Source organism: Devosia salina, assembly GCF_019504385.1.
Lineage (GTDB): Bacteria > Pseudomonadota > Alphaproteobacteria > Rhizobiales > Devosiaceae > Devosia > Devosia salina.
The window spans coordinates 2,026,187-2,041,542 of sequence record NZ_CP080590.1; the positions used below are offsets into that span (position 1 = coordinate 2,026,187).

Here is a 15,356-nt window from a genome sequence, read left to right on the forward strand (position 1 = left end):
GCAACAGCTATGAACTATCCGGGTGCCATAAAGACCGAGAACGCCAGTGCCGCCGGTGCAGCGCTGCTCCAGGTCCGCGACCTGCATACCCACTTCCTCACCGATGACGGAACCGTCAAGGCGGTCAACGGCGTGTCCTTCGACATCGACCGGGGCGAGCGCATTGCCATCGTGGGAGAGTCCGGCTCGGGCAAGAGCGCCATGGCCATGTCGCTGCTGCGCCTGCTGGCCTATCCCGGACGCGTGGTTGGCGGCGAGATCAACCTGAACGGGCGTGATCTCAACCGCATGAGCGAGCGCCAGCTCAACCAGGTGCGCGGCCGCGAAGTCGGCACCATCTTCCAGGACCCCATGTCCTCGCTCGATCCGGTGATGCGGATCGCCGACCAGATGGTGCCGCCCATCATGCGGCATCTAGAAATGAATGCCGAGAAAGCCCGTGCCGAAGCTATAGGCTGGCTCGACCGAGTGGGCATTCCTGACCCTACCCGACGCATCGATGCCTATCCGTTCGAGATGTCGGGGGGCATGCGCCAGCGCGTCATGATCGCCATGGCCCTCTCCTGCCGGCCCCGGCTGGTAATCGCCGACGAACCGACCACGGCGCTGGACGTGACCATCCAGGCGCAAATCGTCGAACTGCTCAAGGACCTGACCGCCGAGACCGGCGCAGCAATGATCTTCATCACCCACGATCTCGGGCTCGTCGCCCGCTTCGCGCACAAGGTCGGCGTCATGTATGCGGGGAAACTGGTGGAGTTCGGTCCCGTCCGGGACATTTTCGCGCATCCCTGCCACCCCTATACGCAGAGCCTGCTCGACACCATCCCGCCGGTCGATGAGCCGCAGCGTCGCAAGCTGGCCCAGATCCCCGGATTCCCGCCCGATATGAAGCTGCCGCTGACCGGCTGCGCCTTCCGGGACCGGTGCGCAGCCGCGCATGAGCATTGCGCAAGTGACACGCCTGGCCTCAGCCCACGGGGGCCCGGGCATCGCGCTGCCTGCTTCCTGCCTGAAGGATTGGGGGAGGCGCGCCGCCAACAGACCGAAGCCATCCCGCCGCTGGTCCGCAACGCCGACGATCGCGTCGTGGTGGAGGTGTTCAACCTGCACAAGCACTTCACCGGGCGAAGCCTGCTGCCCTGGCGCGTGCCGCCCACGGTTCGCGCCGTCAACGGCATATCCCTCAACATCCGCGAGGGCGAGACGCTCGGGATTGTCGGGGAATCGGGCTGTGGCAAGAGCACCGTGGCGCGCCTGCTCCTCGGGCTCGATCCGGTCACCTCCGGCGACATCTATGTCGAAGGCATGGCCCAGATGGTCTTCCAGGACCCTTCGTCCTCCTTCAACCCCAAGATGACCCTGTTCGACATCATCGCCGAGCCCCTTGTGGTCACCGGCCGGGGCAGCCGGGCCGAGCGGACCGCCCGCGTCCACGAGTTGCTCGAGCAGGTGGGCCTGGATACAAGCTATGCAGCGCGCTACCCCAGCCAGCTTTCCGGCGGCCAGAAGCAACGCGTCGCCATAGCCAGGGCGCTGGCCATCAAGCCGTCGGTCGTGGTGGCAGACGAACCGACATCGGCCCTGGACGTCTCGGTGCGGGCGCAGATCATCAATCTGATGGTCGACCTCAAGCGCCAGCTCCGCGTCAGCTTCGTGTTCATCTCCCACGACCTGCTCACCGTCAGCTACATCTCCGACAAGATCGCGGTCATGTATCTGGGCGAAGTGGTTGAATATGGGCCCGCCGACGAGGTGTTCCGCAATCCGCTCCATCCCTACACCCAGGCGCTCATCGCCGCGGTGCCCCTACCCGACCCGGTGGCCGAAGAAGCGCGAATAAAGAAGCCTCTCTCGGGCGAATTGCCCAGCCCGCTCGACCTTCCACCCGGCTGCGCCTTTGCCTCGCGCTGCCCCCGCGCAACCGAGTTCTGCCGCGCGGAAAAGCCCGTGCTGCAGGCCTATTCCGGTTCGAGAGAGGCGGCCTGCCACTATGTCGACTAGCGCATTCACCCGTTTCGGCATTGTCGGGGGCGGGCTGTTCTTCGCCATTACCGGCATGGCCAACCCCTTTTTCACCCTCTATGCCTCCGAACTGGGCGCATCCACCCTCGATATCGGCTTCATCGTTACCCTCAGGGCACTCCTGCCCATCGTCATCGCCATGCCCGCGGGCCAGCTCATCGACAGCATGGGCCCGATGCGCATGCTGCAATGGGGCTCGCTGCTGCTGCTGGTGTCGCTTCTGAACACCGTGTTTGCCGTCAGCATACCCATGCTCGGACTGTCCCAGCTGTTCATGGGTGGCGCCATCATCATTATGGCCTCATCCCTGCAGGTTCTGGTGTCCACAGGAGACCGCGCAGCCCGTAACAGATCGATTACCACTTATTCCATGTGGATGTCCGGCGGGGGCATGGTGGGCCCATTGATCGGCGGGTTGATCTCCTCGGTCTTTGCTGCGCCGGCCGAGGGCTATCGGTTCACCTTCATCGTTTCGGCGGCTGCCACCGCCCTGTTCATCCTGGTCCTTGCCTGGTTTGCCCGGCGCTATCCCCACCCCACCCCGGAGCAGGGGGAGATCCGCTCCATCCTTTCGCTCAAGGGCTACACCGCCAGCTATCGGCGCGGCATCGACCTCACAGCCCACCGGCCCGTACAGTTCGGCCTCGTGGGGACATTCGTAATCATGTATATCCAGGCGCTCTACATGGGCTTCCTGCCCCTGTTCCTGGATCAATACGGCTACTCCGCGTTCCAGATTGCCACCATCCTATCCTGGCAGGGCCTGGCGGGCATGATGAGCCGGCTGATCGTCAACTGGCTGATGCGACGGTTCACACTGGAACACATCCTGGCCGGCGCCGGCTTCATCGCTTCGGTCTGCGTGGTCCTGACCCCGGTCGTCGCCCCCAACATCGTCCTGACCTATGCGCTGATCTTCCTTCTGGGCGCCGCCACCGGCGTCAACCTGCCCGTCAGCATCATGATCATGGTGGATGCGGTCGGCGAGGACCAGCGCGGCAAGCTCATGGGCCTGCGCCTCCTCGTCAACCGCTTCTCCCAAACCGTCAGCCCGGCCCTGTTCGGCATTCTGGGCAGCTTCATCGGTCTCACCGCGGCCTTCTTCGCCGGCGGCGCCGTGCTGGTCGCCACCATGTTCGGCTTTTCCGCCTATGCCAGCCGAATGGTGCGCGCCGGCGCCGCCCACACCGCTCCAACGCCTCCTATCCCCACCCCACCACAAGAGGACTGACATGACCGAACGCATCTGGGACCAATTCCTGACCGAGCGCGACAAATCCGTGCTGGCCGCTTCCGGCTTCGGCGCCCTGGCCGACTGGGGCGAGCGTCCGGCCCTCATCATCATCGACGTCAACTATGCATTCTGCGATGAAGAGCCCACGCCGATCCTGGAAAGCATCAAGAAGTGGCGCACCTCCTGTGGCGAGGACGCCTGGGAAGCCATGCCCGTGCTGCAGCAGCTGATCGCGCTCTGCCGGGGCAAGGGCATTCCGGTGATCTACACCACCGGCATCCGCCGCGCCGACAACTGGGACACCGGGTCCTGGGGCTGGAAGTCCAAGCGCCGCGCCGACGCGCCGGTATTGGTCACCGATGGCCGGGATGGCAATGCCATCGTTGACGACATCGCACCGGGTCCACGGGACATTGTCGTTCTCAAGCAGAAACCGTCCGGATTCGCTGGAACGCCGCTGGCGTCCTATCTGCAGCTCTTGGGCTGCGACAGCCTGATCGTCACCGGCACGACCACATCGGGCTGTGTGCGGGCGACCGTGCTCGATGCCTTCTCCCTCAATTTCCGCTGCACCGTGGTGGAGGACGGGTGTTTCGACCGCACCCAGGCCAGCCACGCCATCAACCTGTTCGACATGCACGCCAAATATGCCAATGTTCGGCCCAGCGCCGAAGTGATCGAGCACCTCCAGACCCTGCCCCAGGGGCTGTTCGACCTGCCATCCGGCCAGGGAATGGAAACGCGGGCCGCCGCTGAATAGCGGTCTGGCCAATCGCCGCGGGGGCGTGACCCGCCCTCGCCTCTCCGCCCTCGGACCAGCCGCCAAAGGAAGAAATGACCATCCCCGCCGACGCTGTCGACATCCCTGCGGAGACGCCGCGATATGGCACGTTCGCCGCCCTGCGCTATCGCAATTACCGCTTGTTCTGGTGTGGCAATGCCATTTCATTCGTCGGCGACTGGCTCGACCAGATCGCCCTCAATTGGCTCGTGATCTCCACCACCAACGACCCGGTCATGCTTGGGCTGGTCAATCTGGGGCGCGGCCTGCCCATCATGCTGTTCGCCCTGTTCGGGGGCGTTATCGCCGACCGCGTCAATCGGCGTACCATGCTGATCTGCACGCAGTTCTTGGCCATGATGGTCGCCATCGGGCTAGCCTGCACGGTGGCCTTTTTCGGCGCATCGATCTGGCTGATCATGCTGCTGGCGACCTGCCGGGGGCTGATCGTTTCCTTCAACCTGCCGGCACGACACTCGCTCGTCTACCAATTGGTGCCACGAGAGGCGATGGCGAGTGCGGTGTCGATCAATTCGATCACCATCAACATGGCCAAGATCGTCGGACCGCTGGCCTCGGCGGCGCTCATTTCCAGCCTCGGCATCACCGCCTGCTTCATTGCCAATGCTTTGAGCTTCACCGCTGTCATGATCATGCTGCTGATGCTGGACCTGCCGGACCGGAAAGTGGAGCGCAAACCCGAATCCCTCCTGGCCAGCTTGGTTGGTGGCTTCACCTATATGCGGAGCGAGCCGGTGCTGCTCATGCTGGTGGCTGTGGCGCTTGTGCCGACCTTCTTCTGCCAGCCCTATATCCAGTTCCTGGCCGTGTTCTCGGCGCAGGTCTTCGATGCCGGCGCCAGTGGGCTCGGCTTCATGACGGCCCTGGCGGCGACCGGTTCCATCTGCGGTGGCCTCCTGGCCAGCCGGCTGCAGCGCGATGCGCGGCGCGGCTCCACCATGCTCATCTTCATGGGCAGCTTCGCGATCGCGCTGATCGCGTTCGCCGCTGCACCCAATATCTATTGGGCCATCCCCGCGCTCTTTGCGGCCGGGGCCATGCACATCGCCTACAATTCCTCGAACAACACCATCCTGCAATTGACGGTCGACGATGCCTATCGCGGCCGGGTGCTGTCCTCGCTGTTCATGACCCGCGGGCTGATGCCCATGGGCACCGCCACCATGGCGCTATTCTCGGCTGCCGTTGGTCCCAGGCTGGCCATGGGACTCATGGCCTCCGTGGTCGCGTGCTTCGCACTTTTGCTCTGGGTCTGGATGCCGCGATTGCGACAGCTCGAGGCATAGACCCCGAACCGGTAGCCGCGGCAACCAAGCCTAGAGCCGCCCCGCCATCGCCCGATCGAAAATGTCGAGCGCCCGATCCCAGGTCAGCTCGACCGGATTGCCGCCGGCAGTCGGATCGACGATGGCCATGTCCCCAATCCGCTCGCGATTGCTGTCGTCGACGCCAAAATCCCTGAGCGTATGCGGGACACCGAGGTCGGCGCGGAGCTTGATGACCGCATCGAGGAAGGCCTCGAAGCTGGGAGCCAGGCCCAGATAGGCCGCGAGGCGCCTGATGCGCTCCTCGATCGCCGGGCGGTTGACCACCAGCACATAGGGCATGAACACGGCATTGGTCATGCCGTGATGCGTGTCATGCAGCGCCCCCACCGGATGGCTCAGCGCATGGATGGCGCCAAGGCCCTTCTGGAAGGCGGTGGCGCCCATGGCAGCAGCGCTCATCATGTGCCCGCGCGCCTCGATGTCGCTGGGATTGGCTGCCACTCTGGGCAGGTTCTCAAAAACCAGGCGAATGCCTTCCACCCCAATACCATCGGCCATCGGGTGATAGCCGGGTGCGCAATAAGCCTCGAGGCAGTGCGCCAGCGCATCCATCCCGGTACCAATGGTGATGAAGCGCGGCATGCCCACGGTCAGTTCGGGATCGGCGATGACAATCCTGGGCATCATCAAGGGATGAAAAATCACCTTCTTGGTGTGCGTCGCTTCATCGGTGATGACACCCGCCCGCCCCACTTCCGAGCCGGTTCCGGCCGTGGTCGGCACCGCGATGATCGGCAGGATACCCTTGGGATCGGCACGGGTCCACCAATCGCCGATATCCTCGAAATCCCACATCGGCCGCGTCTGCCCGGCCATGAAAGCAATGACCTTGGCGGTGTCGAGACCCGAGCCGCCGCCAAAGGCGATGACGCCGTCATAGCCGCCCTCGCGCAGCACCGTGATCCCCGCCTCGACATTGGCGGACACCGGATTGGGCTTCACCTCGGCAAACAGGCCTGCCTCCATGCCGGCCTCGGCCAGCAGCGCCAGCGTGTTCTGCGTCACCGGCAACGCGGCGAGGCCGGCATCGGTCACCAGCAGCGGCTTGCTGATTCCCGCTGACTTCAGGGCCTCGGGCAGTTCGGCAATGCGCCCGGCGCCGAAGCGGACGGTGGTGGGGTAGTTCCAGTTGGCCTTGGTCATCATGGTCTCGCTAGAGCGTCTTGAGGTGGTAGCTCTTGGCTTGGGTTAGGTTGTGATAGCCGATTTCGCTCAGCGCTCCGCCCTTGCCGGTATCCTTGATCCCGGTCCAGACCAGAGCCGGGTCGAGATAGTCACAGCGATTGGCAAAGACCGTGCCCGTCTCGATCTCGGCACCGATCCGCGCGGCCGCATCGATGTCCCGGGTCCAGATCGAGGCGGTGAGGCCATAGGGGCTGTCGTTCATCAAGGTGATGGCCTCTTCATCGTCAGCCACCTTCATGATGCCGACGACAGGCCCGAAGCTCTCTTCGCGCATGACGCTCATCTGGTGATTGACGCCCGTCAGCACCTCCGGCGCCAGCCAGGGCGAGCCGGCCACATCCCGCGCATGGCGCGCATTGAGATGCCGGGTGGCGCCACCCCGCACAGCCTCTTCCGTCTGCTGCCGGACATGGTCGGCAAAACCGCCGCGCGCCATGGGGCCGACAATCGTGTCCGGGTCGAGCGGATCGCCCAGCGTCCAGCCCTGGGCCTGGTCGAGAAAGCGCTCGACAAAGCCGTCATAGGCGCTCTGGTGCACATAGATGCGCTCGACGCCACAGCAAGACTGCCCGGAATTGAAGAAGCTGCCATCGACGAGGTTCTCGGCGGCATAATCGAGATCGGCGTCAGCCCGTACATAGGCCGGATCCTTGCCACCCAACTCGAGCCCGAGCGTGGCGAACGTGCCGGCGGCCGCCTTCTCGATGCGGCGCCCGCCTTCCACCGAGCCAGTGAAATTGATGTGGTCGACGGCGCCCGATCCGATCAGCATTTCGGTATCGGCGTGCCCCATGACCAGGTTCTGGAAGATACCGGCCGGGAGGCCGGCACGGCGAGCCGCCTCGGCGAAACGCTCGCCGGCAAGCAGGGTCTGGCTGGCATGCTTGAGCAGCAGGGCATTACCGGCCACCAGTCCGGGAATGATCGAATTGACGGCGGTGAGGAATGGATAGTTCCAGGGCGCCACCACCACCACAAGTCCGAGGGGCTCATGGGTGATGTACCGGGTAAAGCCCACCTTGTCCGGCCGCTGCATCGGCGCCAGGGCGTCTTCTGCAATGGCCAGCATGTGGCGGCTGCGTTCCTCGACGCCGCGCTTTTCGCCACCGAAACGGATCGGGCGGCCCATTTGCCAGGCGAGTTCGGGCACGATGTCATCGTTCATCGCCAGCAATTCATCGACCATGCGGCCGACCGCCGCGACCCGATCGGCGAGCGGCACATGGCGCCAGTCGCGCTGGGCCGCGCGGGCCCGAGTGGTCGCGGCAGCGATGTCTTCAGCGCCAGCCAGCGGTCGCTCGGCATAGACGCTCCCATCGATGGGAGAGATGATCTTGACCGTTTCGGTCATCGGTTCGTCCTCAAATAGATTTGGTAGTCGCGCGGGTAGCTAGTAGCGCTCGAAGCCGCGCTTGCGCTCCCAGTCGGTCACCCGGCGGTCATACTCGAACTGTTCCCATTCGGCCGTGTGCACATAATGGGCAACCACTTCGGGCCCCAGCGCCTCGGCCAGCATCTTTGAGCCGCGAAGCGCCCCAATGGCATCGCGCAGCGTCTTGTGAACCTCCCGCAGCGACTGGCCCGAATAGGCGTCCCCGGAATAGCCCGGCTCCAGCTCGAGCTTTTCCTCGATGCCCTTGAGCCCGGCCGCCAGCAGCGCCGCGAAGGCCAGGTAGGGATTGAGGTCTGCGCCGCCGATGCGGCACTCGACGCGGATGCCCTTGCTGTGCTCGCCACAGAGACGGAAGCCCGCCGTACGGTTGTCCCGGCTCCAGATCGCCTTGGTCGGCGCGAAGGTGCCGACCTGGAAGCGCTTGTAGGAGTTGATATAGGGCGCAAGGAAATAGGTGATGTCCCCGGCATAGGTCAAAAGGCCCGCCATGAAGTGTTTCATCAGCCCGGACATGCCCAGCGCGTCCGCCTCGTCGAAGAATTGGTTCTTGCCGTCCCGGGCCAGCGACATATGAACATGGCTCGACGAGCCCGCCAGGTCATAGGCCCATTTCGACATGAAGGTGACGGCCTTGCCCTGGGCAAAGGCGATCTCCTTGGTGGCATTCTTGATCACCACATGCCGGTCGGCCATCTTGAGGGCCTCGGCATAGCGGACATTGATCTCCTCCTGCCCCGGGCCCCATTCACCCTTCGAATTCTCCACCGGAATGCCGGAGGCGTTGAGGTGATTGCGCAGGGCGCGCATCACCCCCTCCTCCTTGCTGGTCTGGAAGATGTGATAGTCCTCGATATAGTAGCCCGCCGTCTGCAGATTGGCGTAGCCCTTCTCATGGGCGGACCGGAAACTCTCGTCGAAAAGGTAGAATTCCAGCTCGCTGGCGAAATTGGCCGAAAGGCCCATTTCGGCGAGACGCGCGAGCTGGCGTTTCAGCACATTGCGCGGCGCGTGCGGGACCGGCTCGTGGTGATGGTCGACCACATCGGCGATGACGAGCGCGGTGCCCTCGAGCCAGGTGCACTTCATCAGCGTGCCCATGTCGGGCTTCATGACGAAATCGCCATAGCCCCTGCCCCAATTGGCTGCCTCGTAGCCGGGCACGGGCTCCATATCGATGTCGTCGGCCAGGAGATAGTCGCAGCCATGGGTTTCGTCGATGGCGCCTTCGAGAAAGAACTGGGCCTGGAAGCGCTTGCCGATCAGGCGCCCCTGCATGTCAGGGAAAGCCACCAGCACCGTGTCGATGCGGCCCGCTTCGACATCCTCGCGCAAGTGCTCAAGCGTATAGGCAGCCATCGTGAACTCCGCAAATCAGGCTGTGGGGTGAAAGCCGGCCGCGCGCACGCGACCGGCGCGAGCGATCAGGAATACCGGTAGGGCGCCCCTGCCAGCTCCATGTCGGCATTGTACTTCTTGATGATCTCGACCACGCGGGCACTGCGCTCGGACTGGCCGGCGATCTCATCCCAGAACGCCAGGGCGTCGGTTTCCACCTGCTTCCATTCCTCTGCGGGAATGGTGGTCAGCTCGAGCTTGCCATTGATGCGGAAATTGGCTTCGCCATTCCAATACCAGTGCTGGCGATAATAGTGCGAGCTGTCGATCATCATGCGGTAGAGCTGCTGCAGATGCGGCGGCAACTCGTTCCACTTGGCGGTATTGACGAAATAGGACCCGGCCCAGGCGCCCGAAAGCGGATTGGTCAGGTAATATTTGAGCACATTGGCCCAGCCCACCGTGTGCAGCTCCGTCGTGCCGCTCCAGCAGATGCCATCCAGTTCGCCCGTCTGCAGGGCCGGCTCGACGTCTTCATAGGGCAGCGACACCGGCACCACGCCATATTTCGAGAGGAACTGGCCGGCGGTGGGGAAAGTATAGACGCGCAACCCGTTGAGATCGGCCAGGCTGCGGATCGGCTTGGTGGTGCCGAAATTGCAAGGGTCCCAGGCACCGGTGGAGAGCCAGGTCACGTCCGGGATTTCGGCATAGGCCTCCTCCCAGATTTCCTTGAGGCCGCGCCAGTGCCAGAGCGCCGGAACGTCGAGCGAATAGCGCGATGCCAGCGGGAAATAGGCGCCGAACACCTTGACGTCGACCGGCGCGGCGGCGGAGTCGTCATCGCTCTGGGCGGCGTCGATCGTGCCCTGCTGCACCGCGCGGAACAGCTCGCCATGCGGCACCAGCTGGTCGGCGGTGTAGAGTTCGATCTCCATCTCGCCATTGGCCGCGGTGTTGAACCACTCGATGGCATTGCCCACCACATGTTCCGAAAGCGCCGGTCCGGCATAGGTCTGCAGGCGCCAGCGGATCGGGGCCTGGGCGCGCACATGCGGCATGGCGAGCGTGGTGGCGCCAACGGCGCCGGCGGTCGCCAGGCCCGCCTTCTTGAAGAATTCACGTTTGGTAATTTTGGTCGTATCGGTCATGTCAGGATATCCCTTTCCTTGATGTGCCCGGGACGGTGCCAACTGCACCCGCATCCGCCCCGGTTCGAAAACCCACTCGCAAAATCGACGTCGACTCCTTTGCTCGCTGTTCGCCTCACCGCCCGATCATGACGCGGGGCAGCCAGAGCGCTATTTCGGGGAAGACCATGATGATGATCATCGAAATCACCATCAGCACGAAGAAGGGGGTGATCGAGCGATAGATATCGCTCAGCGTGATCTCGGGCGGCGCAAGCGCGCGCATCAGGAACAGATTGTACCCGAAGGGCGGGGTGATATAGGCGATCTGGCAGGTGATCGTGTAGAGCACGCCGAACCAGATCGGGTTGAACCCCAACTCGATCACCAGCGGAATATAGAGCGGCGCGACGATCACCAGCATGGCCGTGTCGTCGAGAAATATCCCCAGCACGATAAAGCTCGCCAGCATGGCAATGAGGATCATCCAGGGGTCGAGGTCCCAGGTGTTGAGCAGCAGGTTCTCGATGGCCCGGATCGCCCCCAGCCCGTCATAGACCGACGAGAAGCACAGCGCCGCCATGATGATCCAGAGGAACATGGTCGAGACCATCAGCGTGTTGCGCGTGCAGGCCTCGAGAATGGTCCAGTTCAGCCGACGCGAGAACAGGGCCGCCAGCGTCGCCAGCAGCGCACCGACAGCGGAGCTTTCCACTAGGCTGGTCACCCCAGTCAGGAACAGGCCCATCATCAGCCCGAATACACCCAGCGGCAGGATGCCGGCGCGAGCCAGGGCGATCTTTTCCGCGGTAGACATGCTCTCGCGCTCTTCGGCCGGCAGCACCGGCGCCAGCTCGGGTTGAATGCGGCAGCGGACATAGATATAGATGGCAAAAAGGGCCGCCATCAGCAGGCCCGGGAAGATGCCGGCCAGCCAGAGTTGCAGCACGGGCTGGCGCGCGATCATGGCGTAGAGCACCAGCACGACGCTGGGCGGGATGAGAATGCCCAGGGCCGAACCGCCCTGGATGACCCCCGTGACCATGACCTTGTCATAGCCGCGCCGCAGCAATTCGGGCAGCGCCACAGTCGCGCCAATGGCCATGCCGGCCACCGACAGGCCGTTCATGCAGGAAATCAGCACCATCAGCCCGATCGTGCCGATGGCGAGCCCACCGCGCATGCCGCCGAACCAGACATGGAACATGCGATAAAGGTTCGAGGCGATGCCGCTCTCGGACAGCATGTAGCCCATGAACACAAAGAACGGCACGGTGATCAGCGGATACCAGTTGAGCACCTGGATGGCCGCGTTGAATGGCATTTCCACCGCGCCATTGCCCCAGAGCCAGAGCGCTGCCGCCGAGCCGACAAAGCCGATGACGCCGAACACCCGCTGGCCGGTCAGCATCAGGACCAGCATGGTGGCGAACATGAAGATAGTGATGAATTCCGAACTCATGCCATGGGCCTCCCCATGGCAGTCGCCACGTCCTTGCAGAGATTGGAAATCGCCTGCAGCAGCATGAGGATAATGCCCAGCGTCATCAGTGACTTCACCGGCCACATCAGCGGCGCCCAGGCGCTGTAGTTCTTCTGGCCATAGACCAGCGCATATTCCGTGCTCGACCAGCCGCCGCGCACCATGACGATCAGGTAGAAGATCACGAACCCAATGGTGATCGCATCGGTGATCGCCTTCTGCCGGGCACTGAGCCGGCTGTAGAACAGGTCCATGCGCACATGAGCGTTTTCCTGCAGCGAATAGGCCGCGCCGAGCAGGAAATAGGCCGCCAGCATGAACTGGGTCATTTCCAGCGCCCAGTTGATCGGCACGCCGAAGAACAGGCGAGAGAAGGTCGAGGCCAGCTGCACCCCGCCCATGGCAAATAACAGCAGCATCGCCACCCGCCCCACGGCGCGATTGATCCGATCGACGATCCTGACGAAGAGCCTTATCGGTCCGGGCACTATGGGCGTCCTTTCTGGCTCTGGGTCAGCATCTCAGCTCCTCGTGTCCGTGAGGTCCCGGCGGGCGGCCTCGAGGCAACGCGCCAACCGGGTGGCCCACAACGCGACGCCGTCGTCGGAGCGGATTTCGTCATTGCGGATTTCGATCATCGTGGCCGGCAGACCCCGCCCATCGCCGTGCTTTTCCAGCGTCAGGGTGACGCCATTGAGCGCCGCATAGGGTTCGTTCCAGCCGATGTTCAGGCCCCGTTCGTCCTCGGCCAGGGCGCGCTGCAATGCCCGGGTGAACGTCATATCCTTGCCGTGGATGAGACCGATCGGCCAGGGACGCGCCTTGCCGAGAAAGACCGGCGTGAAGGAGTGCATGCAGACCAGGATGGCTTCGCGGCCCAGTTCCCGCCGCCTGTCCAGCACGCGCTCGATCGCATCGTGATACGGGCGATGATAGTTCTCTATGCGGAACTGGCGCTCCCCTTGCGGAAGGTTCTCGTTCGCCGCAATCCGGGTCGCTTCCGACAGTGTCCAGATCAGGTCTGGCGCGTCGAGGTCGCGATTGGCGTCGATTACGAGGCGCGAGACCGTCGACTCCACCAGCGGCGCATCGAGAAGCCGCGAAAGGTGCTGGCTGACCGGCAGCGCGCCCGGGTCCCACGCAATGTGGCTAGCGCGCTCGGCTTCGCTCAGCCCCATATCGCCATATTGGGGCGGGATGCGGCGCGAGGCGTGGTCGCAGACCAGCACGAAGGGCGACGCGCCCTCCGCGTTACTGACCAGAACTGGCTTTTCCCCTGTCTCGCTCATTTCCCTCTACGCCTGAGCGATTAATTTCTGTAACAGTAGTTCCACAAACTCGAAATCTGTCAATGCTGAAACGTGAGGTTCATGGTGGAGGGGAAAACCGTTGCAGCAAGAATCCACGATCTGCATGGCGAGCTGACCGGCGCAGGCCGCAAGGCGGCGCGGGGATTGCTCGGGAATTATCCGCTGCTCGGGCTCGCACCAGTGGCCGAGTTCGCCACCGGTGCCGGCGTCAGTGCCGCTACCGTGGTGCGCTTCGTGGCCCAGCTGGGCTTCAAGTCCTATCCTGATTTCCAGCGGGCCCTGCGGGACGAGCTCGAAGAGCGCTCGAAATCGCCACTGGAGCGGCCGGCCCTCCTGCCCTCCGCTGACGAAGGTGGTTTCCTCGCTGGTTACCTCCACCAGGCCGCACAGCGGGCCCATGAGACGGTTCAGCTTATCCCGGACTGGGAGTTCGAGGCGGTGTGCCAGAAGCTGTCCGAGACCAAGGGCCGATGTTTCCTGGCCGGCGGTCGGTTCACCGACTTTCTGGCCGGCTATTTCGAAGCGCATCTGCGCGTCGTGCGGCCGGGGCTAAGCCGCTTCGACGGCCGCCTGGCCACCCGGGCCGACCAGCTGATCGACGTGCGGCCGGGCGATCTCGCCGTCTTGTTCGACGTGCGCCGCTACGACGACAGCCTGCTCGATACCGCCGCCGAACTGGCCCGCAAGCGCGCCCATATCGTGTTGATCACCGATGAATGGGTCAGCCCGGTCTCCCGCCACGCCAGGCACGTCCTGCCATGCTGCACGGAAACCGGTCGCACCTGGGACGCCAATGGCGCCATCCTGGCCCTGGTCGAGGCCTTGATTGCGCGCACAACCGAGTTGAGCTGGGCCAGCGCCAGCAAGCGCATGGGGGCGCTGGAGCATCGGAGCTCCTAGCCCATGCCGGCCGCTCACCCTCGGCTTGATCTGCCTCAAAATGCATCCCCGCAGCCTGTGCATTGATCGATCGTCACGGAGTGCAACCCAATGAGACTATCGACACATCCCGAGGATCACCGGCTGGAGCGCATCGGTTGGCTGAGAGCGGCCATCCTCGGCGCCAATGACGGCATTGTTTCCACGGCCAGTCTCATCATTGGCGTGGCAGCCGCTTCGGGTGGCCAGGCCGAGACGCTTGTGGCCGGGGTGGCGGGGCTCGTGGCCGGTGCAATGTCCATGGCCGCCGGCGAATATGTCTCGGTCAGCTCACAAGCGGACACCGAGGCAGCCAGCCTGGCCAAGGAACGCGCTGAACTCGCCTCCCAACCGGCATTCGAACACGCCGAACTCGCGGCCATCTATGTCGAACGCGGCCTCGATCCGGCCCTTGCCGATCAGGTCGCGACCCAGTTGATGGCACGCGATGCCCTCGGGGCCCATGCACGGGACGAGTTGGGGATTTCCGACATCACCTCGGCAAGGCCCGTCCAGGCCGCCTTGACCTCAGCACTGACATTCGCAATCGGCGCTGCGCTGCCGCTCCTGATGGTCCTGGTGGCGCCGGTATCTCTGATCATCTGGGTGGTGGCCGCCGCTTCACTCGTCTTTCTCGGACTGCTCGGCTTCATCGGCGCGCAGGCCGGCGGCGCAGAACCCTGGCGGCCCACCTTCCGGGTGCTGTTCTGGGGGGCGCTGGCAATGGCGATCACCGCCGGGATCGGCACCGTTTTCGGAATCGTCGCCTAGCAGTTCGAACCAGAAAGGATTTTCCATGTACACCTTCGACAAGATATTGCCCGCGACCGATTTCGACGGCGCCATCGCCCGCACCCGTGCGGTCCTGGCCGACCACGGCTTTGGCGTGCTGACCGAGATCGACGTGCAGAAGACCATGATGACCAAGCTGGGCGCACAAATCCCCCGCTACACCATCCTGGGGGCCTGCAACCCCAAAATGGCCCTCGAAGCCATGCGCATCGAGCCGCGCGTCGGTGCCATGCTGCCCTGCAACGTGATCGTGCGCGAACTGGACAATGGCGGGGTGGAGGTCAGTGCCATCGATCCCGTCGCTTCGATGCAGGCCATCGACAACGACACCCTCAAGACCGTTGCCGGCCAAGTTCGGGCCATGCTGTCCGACGTGGTGAAGAGCCTCTGACCCTGCCCCTGCATGGCTCTCGGGCCACGC

Annotated in this window: 14 protein-coding genes; 7 read left to right on the top strand and 7 right to left on the bottom strand. The window is 64.0% G+C overall.

What is annotated here, in order from left to right; translation table 11 throughout:
• The first annotated feature begins 9 nt into the window (after positions 1-9).
• From K1X15_RS09795 to K1X15_RS09810, 4 genes are all read left to right on the top strand, one after another.
• Positions 10-2,004, top strand: coding sequence for an ABC transporter ATP-binding protein (locus K1X15_RS09795; RefSeq protein WP_220307253.1), 1,995 nt, complete (start codon positions 10-12; stop codon positions 2,002-2,004).
• Positions 1,994-3,256: an MFS transporter gene (locus K1X15_RS09800; RefSeq protein WP_220307254.1), complete on the top strand. Its 1,263-nt coding sequence runs from the start codon at positions 1,994-1,996 to the stop codon at positions 3,254-3,256. The genes K1X15_RS09795 and K1X15_RS09800 overlap by 11 nt, the downstream gene beginning before the upstream one ends.
• A 1-nt stretch (position 3,257) precedes the next feature.
• A complete protein-coding gene (locus K1X15_RS09805; RefSeq protein ID WP_220307255.1) occupies positions 3,258-4,019 on the top strand; it encodes a cysteine hydrolase family protein in 762 nt (253 codons plus the stop codon).
• A 74-nt stretch (positions 4,020-4,093) separates the two neighbouring features.
• Positions 4,094-5,347: an MFS transporter gene (locus tag K1X15_RS09810; protein WP_220307256.1), complete on the top strand. Its 1,254-nt coding sequence runs from the start codon at positions 4,094-4,096 to the stop codon at positions 5,345-5,347.
• 30 nt (positions 5,348-5,377) lie between these two features.
• Here the strand turns inward: K1X15_RS09810 and K1X15_RS09815 are convergent, their stop codons facing one another.
• From K1X15_RS09815 to K1X15_RS09845, 7 genes are all read right to left on the bottom strand, one after another.
• Positions 5,378-6,535, bottom strand: coding sequence for an iron-containing alcohol dehydrogenase (locus tag K1X15_RS09815; protein WP_420828369.1), 1,158 nt, complete (start codon positions 6,533-6,535; stop codon positions 5,378-5,380).
• A gap of 7 nt (positions 6,536-6,542) precedes the next feature.
• Complete coding sequence (locus K1X15_RS09820; protein WP_220307257.1) at positions 6,543-7,925, bottom strand: aldehyde dehydrogenase family protein; 1,383 nt, start codon at positions 7,923-7,925, stop codon at positions 6,543-6,545.
• Positions 7,926-7,964: 39 nt separating this feature from the next.
• Positions 7,965-9,323 (bottom strand): glutamine synthetase family protein, encoded by a 1,359-nt coding sequence (locus K1X15_RS09825; protein WP_220307258.1) that lies wholly within the window; start codon positions 9,321-9,323, stop codon positions 7,965-7,967.
• A gap of 65 nt (positions 9,324-9,388) precedes the next feature.
• Complete coding sequence (locus K1X15_RS09830) at positions 9,389-10,453, bottom strand: TRAP transporter substrate-binding protein (RefSeq protein WP_220307259.1); 1,065 nt, start codon at positions 10,451-10,453, stop codon at positions 9,389-9,391.
• Positions 10,454-10,568: 115 nt separating this feature from the next.
• The gene (locus tag K1X15_RS09835) at positions 10,569-11,894 is read right to left on the bottom strand and encodes a TRAP transporter large permease (RefSeq protein WP_220307260.1); all 1,326 of its coding nucleotides are present in this window, start codon (positions 11,892-11,894) and stop codon (positions 10,569-10,571) included.
• Positions 11,891-12,403 carry a TRAP transporter small permease subunit gene (locus K1X15_RS09840; RefSeq protein ID WP_220307261.1) on the bottom strand — a complete coding sequence of 171 codons (513 nt, stop codon included), beginning with the start codon at positions 12,401-12,403 and terminating at the stop codon, positions 11,891-11,893. Before K1X15_RS09840 ends, K1X15_RS09835 begins: the two co-directional genes overlap by 4 nt.
• 33 nt (positions 12,404-12,436) lie before the next feature.
• Positions 12,437-13,204 (bottom strand): N-formylglutamate amidohydrolase, encoded by a 768-nt coding sequence (locus tag K1X15_RS09845; RefSeq protein ID WP_220307262.1) that lies wholly within the window; start codon positions 13,202-13,204, stop codon positions 12,437-12,439.
• Between the two features lie 81 nt (positions 13,205-13,285).
• On the opposite strand from K1X15_RS09845, the gene K1X15_RS09850 reads away from it, so the two are divergent.
• The 3 genes from K1X15_RS09850 (at position 13,286) to K1X15_RS09860 (ending at position 15,326) form a co-directional block, all read left to right on the top strand.
• On the top strand, positions 13,286-14,125 hold the full coding sequence (locus tag K1X15_RS09850) for a MurR/RpiR family transcriptional regulator (RefSeq protein WP_220307263.1): 840 nt from the start codon (positions 13,286-13,288) through the stop codon (positions 14,123-14,125).
• Between the two features lie 90 nt (positions 14,126-14,215).
• Positions 14,216-14,914 (top strand): VIT1/CCC1 transporter family protein, encoded by a 699-nt coding sequence (locus tag K1X15_RS09855; protein ID WP_220307264.1) that lies wholly within the window; start codon positions 14,216-14,218, stop codon positions 14,912-14,914.
• Positions 14,915-14,939: 25 nt separating this feature from the next.
• Complete coding sequence (locus tag K1X15_RS09860) at positions 14,940-15,326, top strand: DUF302 domain-containing protein (protein ID WP_220307265.1); 387 nt, start codon at positions 14,940-14,942, stop codon at positions 15,324-15,326.
• Positions 15,327-15,356 lie beyond the last annotated feature (30 nt).

What these genes read in the sequence shown, in the direction of transcription:
- K1X15_RS09825 (WP_220307258.1), bottom strand. Translation starts at nt 9,323, where the DNA reads ATGGCTGCCTATACGCTTGAGCACTTGCGCGAGGATGTCGAAGCGGGC.
- K1X15_RS09835 (WP_220307260.1), bottom strand. Translation starts at nt 11,894, where the DNA reads ATGAGTTCGGAATTCATCACTATCTTCATGTTCGCCACCATGCTGGTC.
- K1X15_RS09845 (WP_220307262.1), bottom strand. Translation starts at nt 13,204, where the DNA reads ATGAGCGAGACAGGGGAAAAGCCAGTTCTGGTCAGTAACGCGGAGGGC.
- K1X15_RS09860 (WP_220307265.1), top strand. Translation starts at nt 14,940, where the DNA reads ATGTACACCTTCGACAAGATATTGCCCGCGACCGATTTCGACGGCGCC.
- K1X15_RS09810 (WP_220307256.1), top strand. Translation starts at nt 4,094, where the DNA reads ATGACCATCCCCGCCGACGCTGTCGACATCCCTGCGGAGACGCCGCGA.
- K1X15_RS09820 (WP_220307257.1), bottom strand. Translation starts at nt 7,925, where the DNA reads ATGACCGAAACGGTCAAGATCATCTCTCCCATCGATGGGAGCGTCTAT.
- K1X15_RS09795 (WP_220307253.1), top strand. Translation starts at nt 10, where the DNA reads ATGAACTATCCGGGTGCCATAAAGACCGAGAACGCCAGTGCCGCCGGT.
- K1X15_RS09830 (WP_220307259.1), bottom strand. Translation starts at nt 10,453, where the DNA reads ATGACCGATACGACCAAAATTACCAAACGTGAATTCTTCAAGAAGGCG.
- K1X15_RS09815 (WP_420828369.1), bottom strand. Translation starts at nt 6,535, where the DNA reads ATGATGACCAAGGCCAACTGGAACTACCCCACCACCGTCCGCTTCGGC.
- K1X15_RS09850 (WP_220307263.1), top strand. Translation starts at nt 13,286, where the DNA reads ATGGTGGAGGGGAAAACCGTTGCAGCAAGAATCCACGATCTGCATGGC.
- K1X15_RS09855 (WP_220307264.1), top strand. Translation starts at nt 14,216, where the DNA reads ATGAGACTATCGACACATCCCGAGGATCACCGGCTGGAGCGCATCGGT.
- K1X15_RS09800 (WP_220307254.1), top strand. Translation starts at nt 1,994, where the DNA reads ATGTCGACTAGCGCATTCACCCGTTTCGGCATTGTCGGGGGCGGGCTG.
- K1X15_RS09805 (WP_220307255.1), top strand. Translation starts at nt 3,258, where the DNA reads ATGACCGAACGCATCTGGGACCAATTCCTGACCGAGCGCGACAAATCC.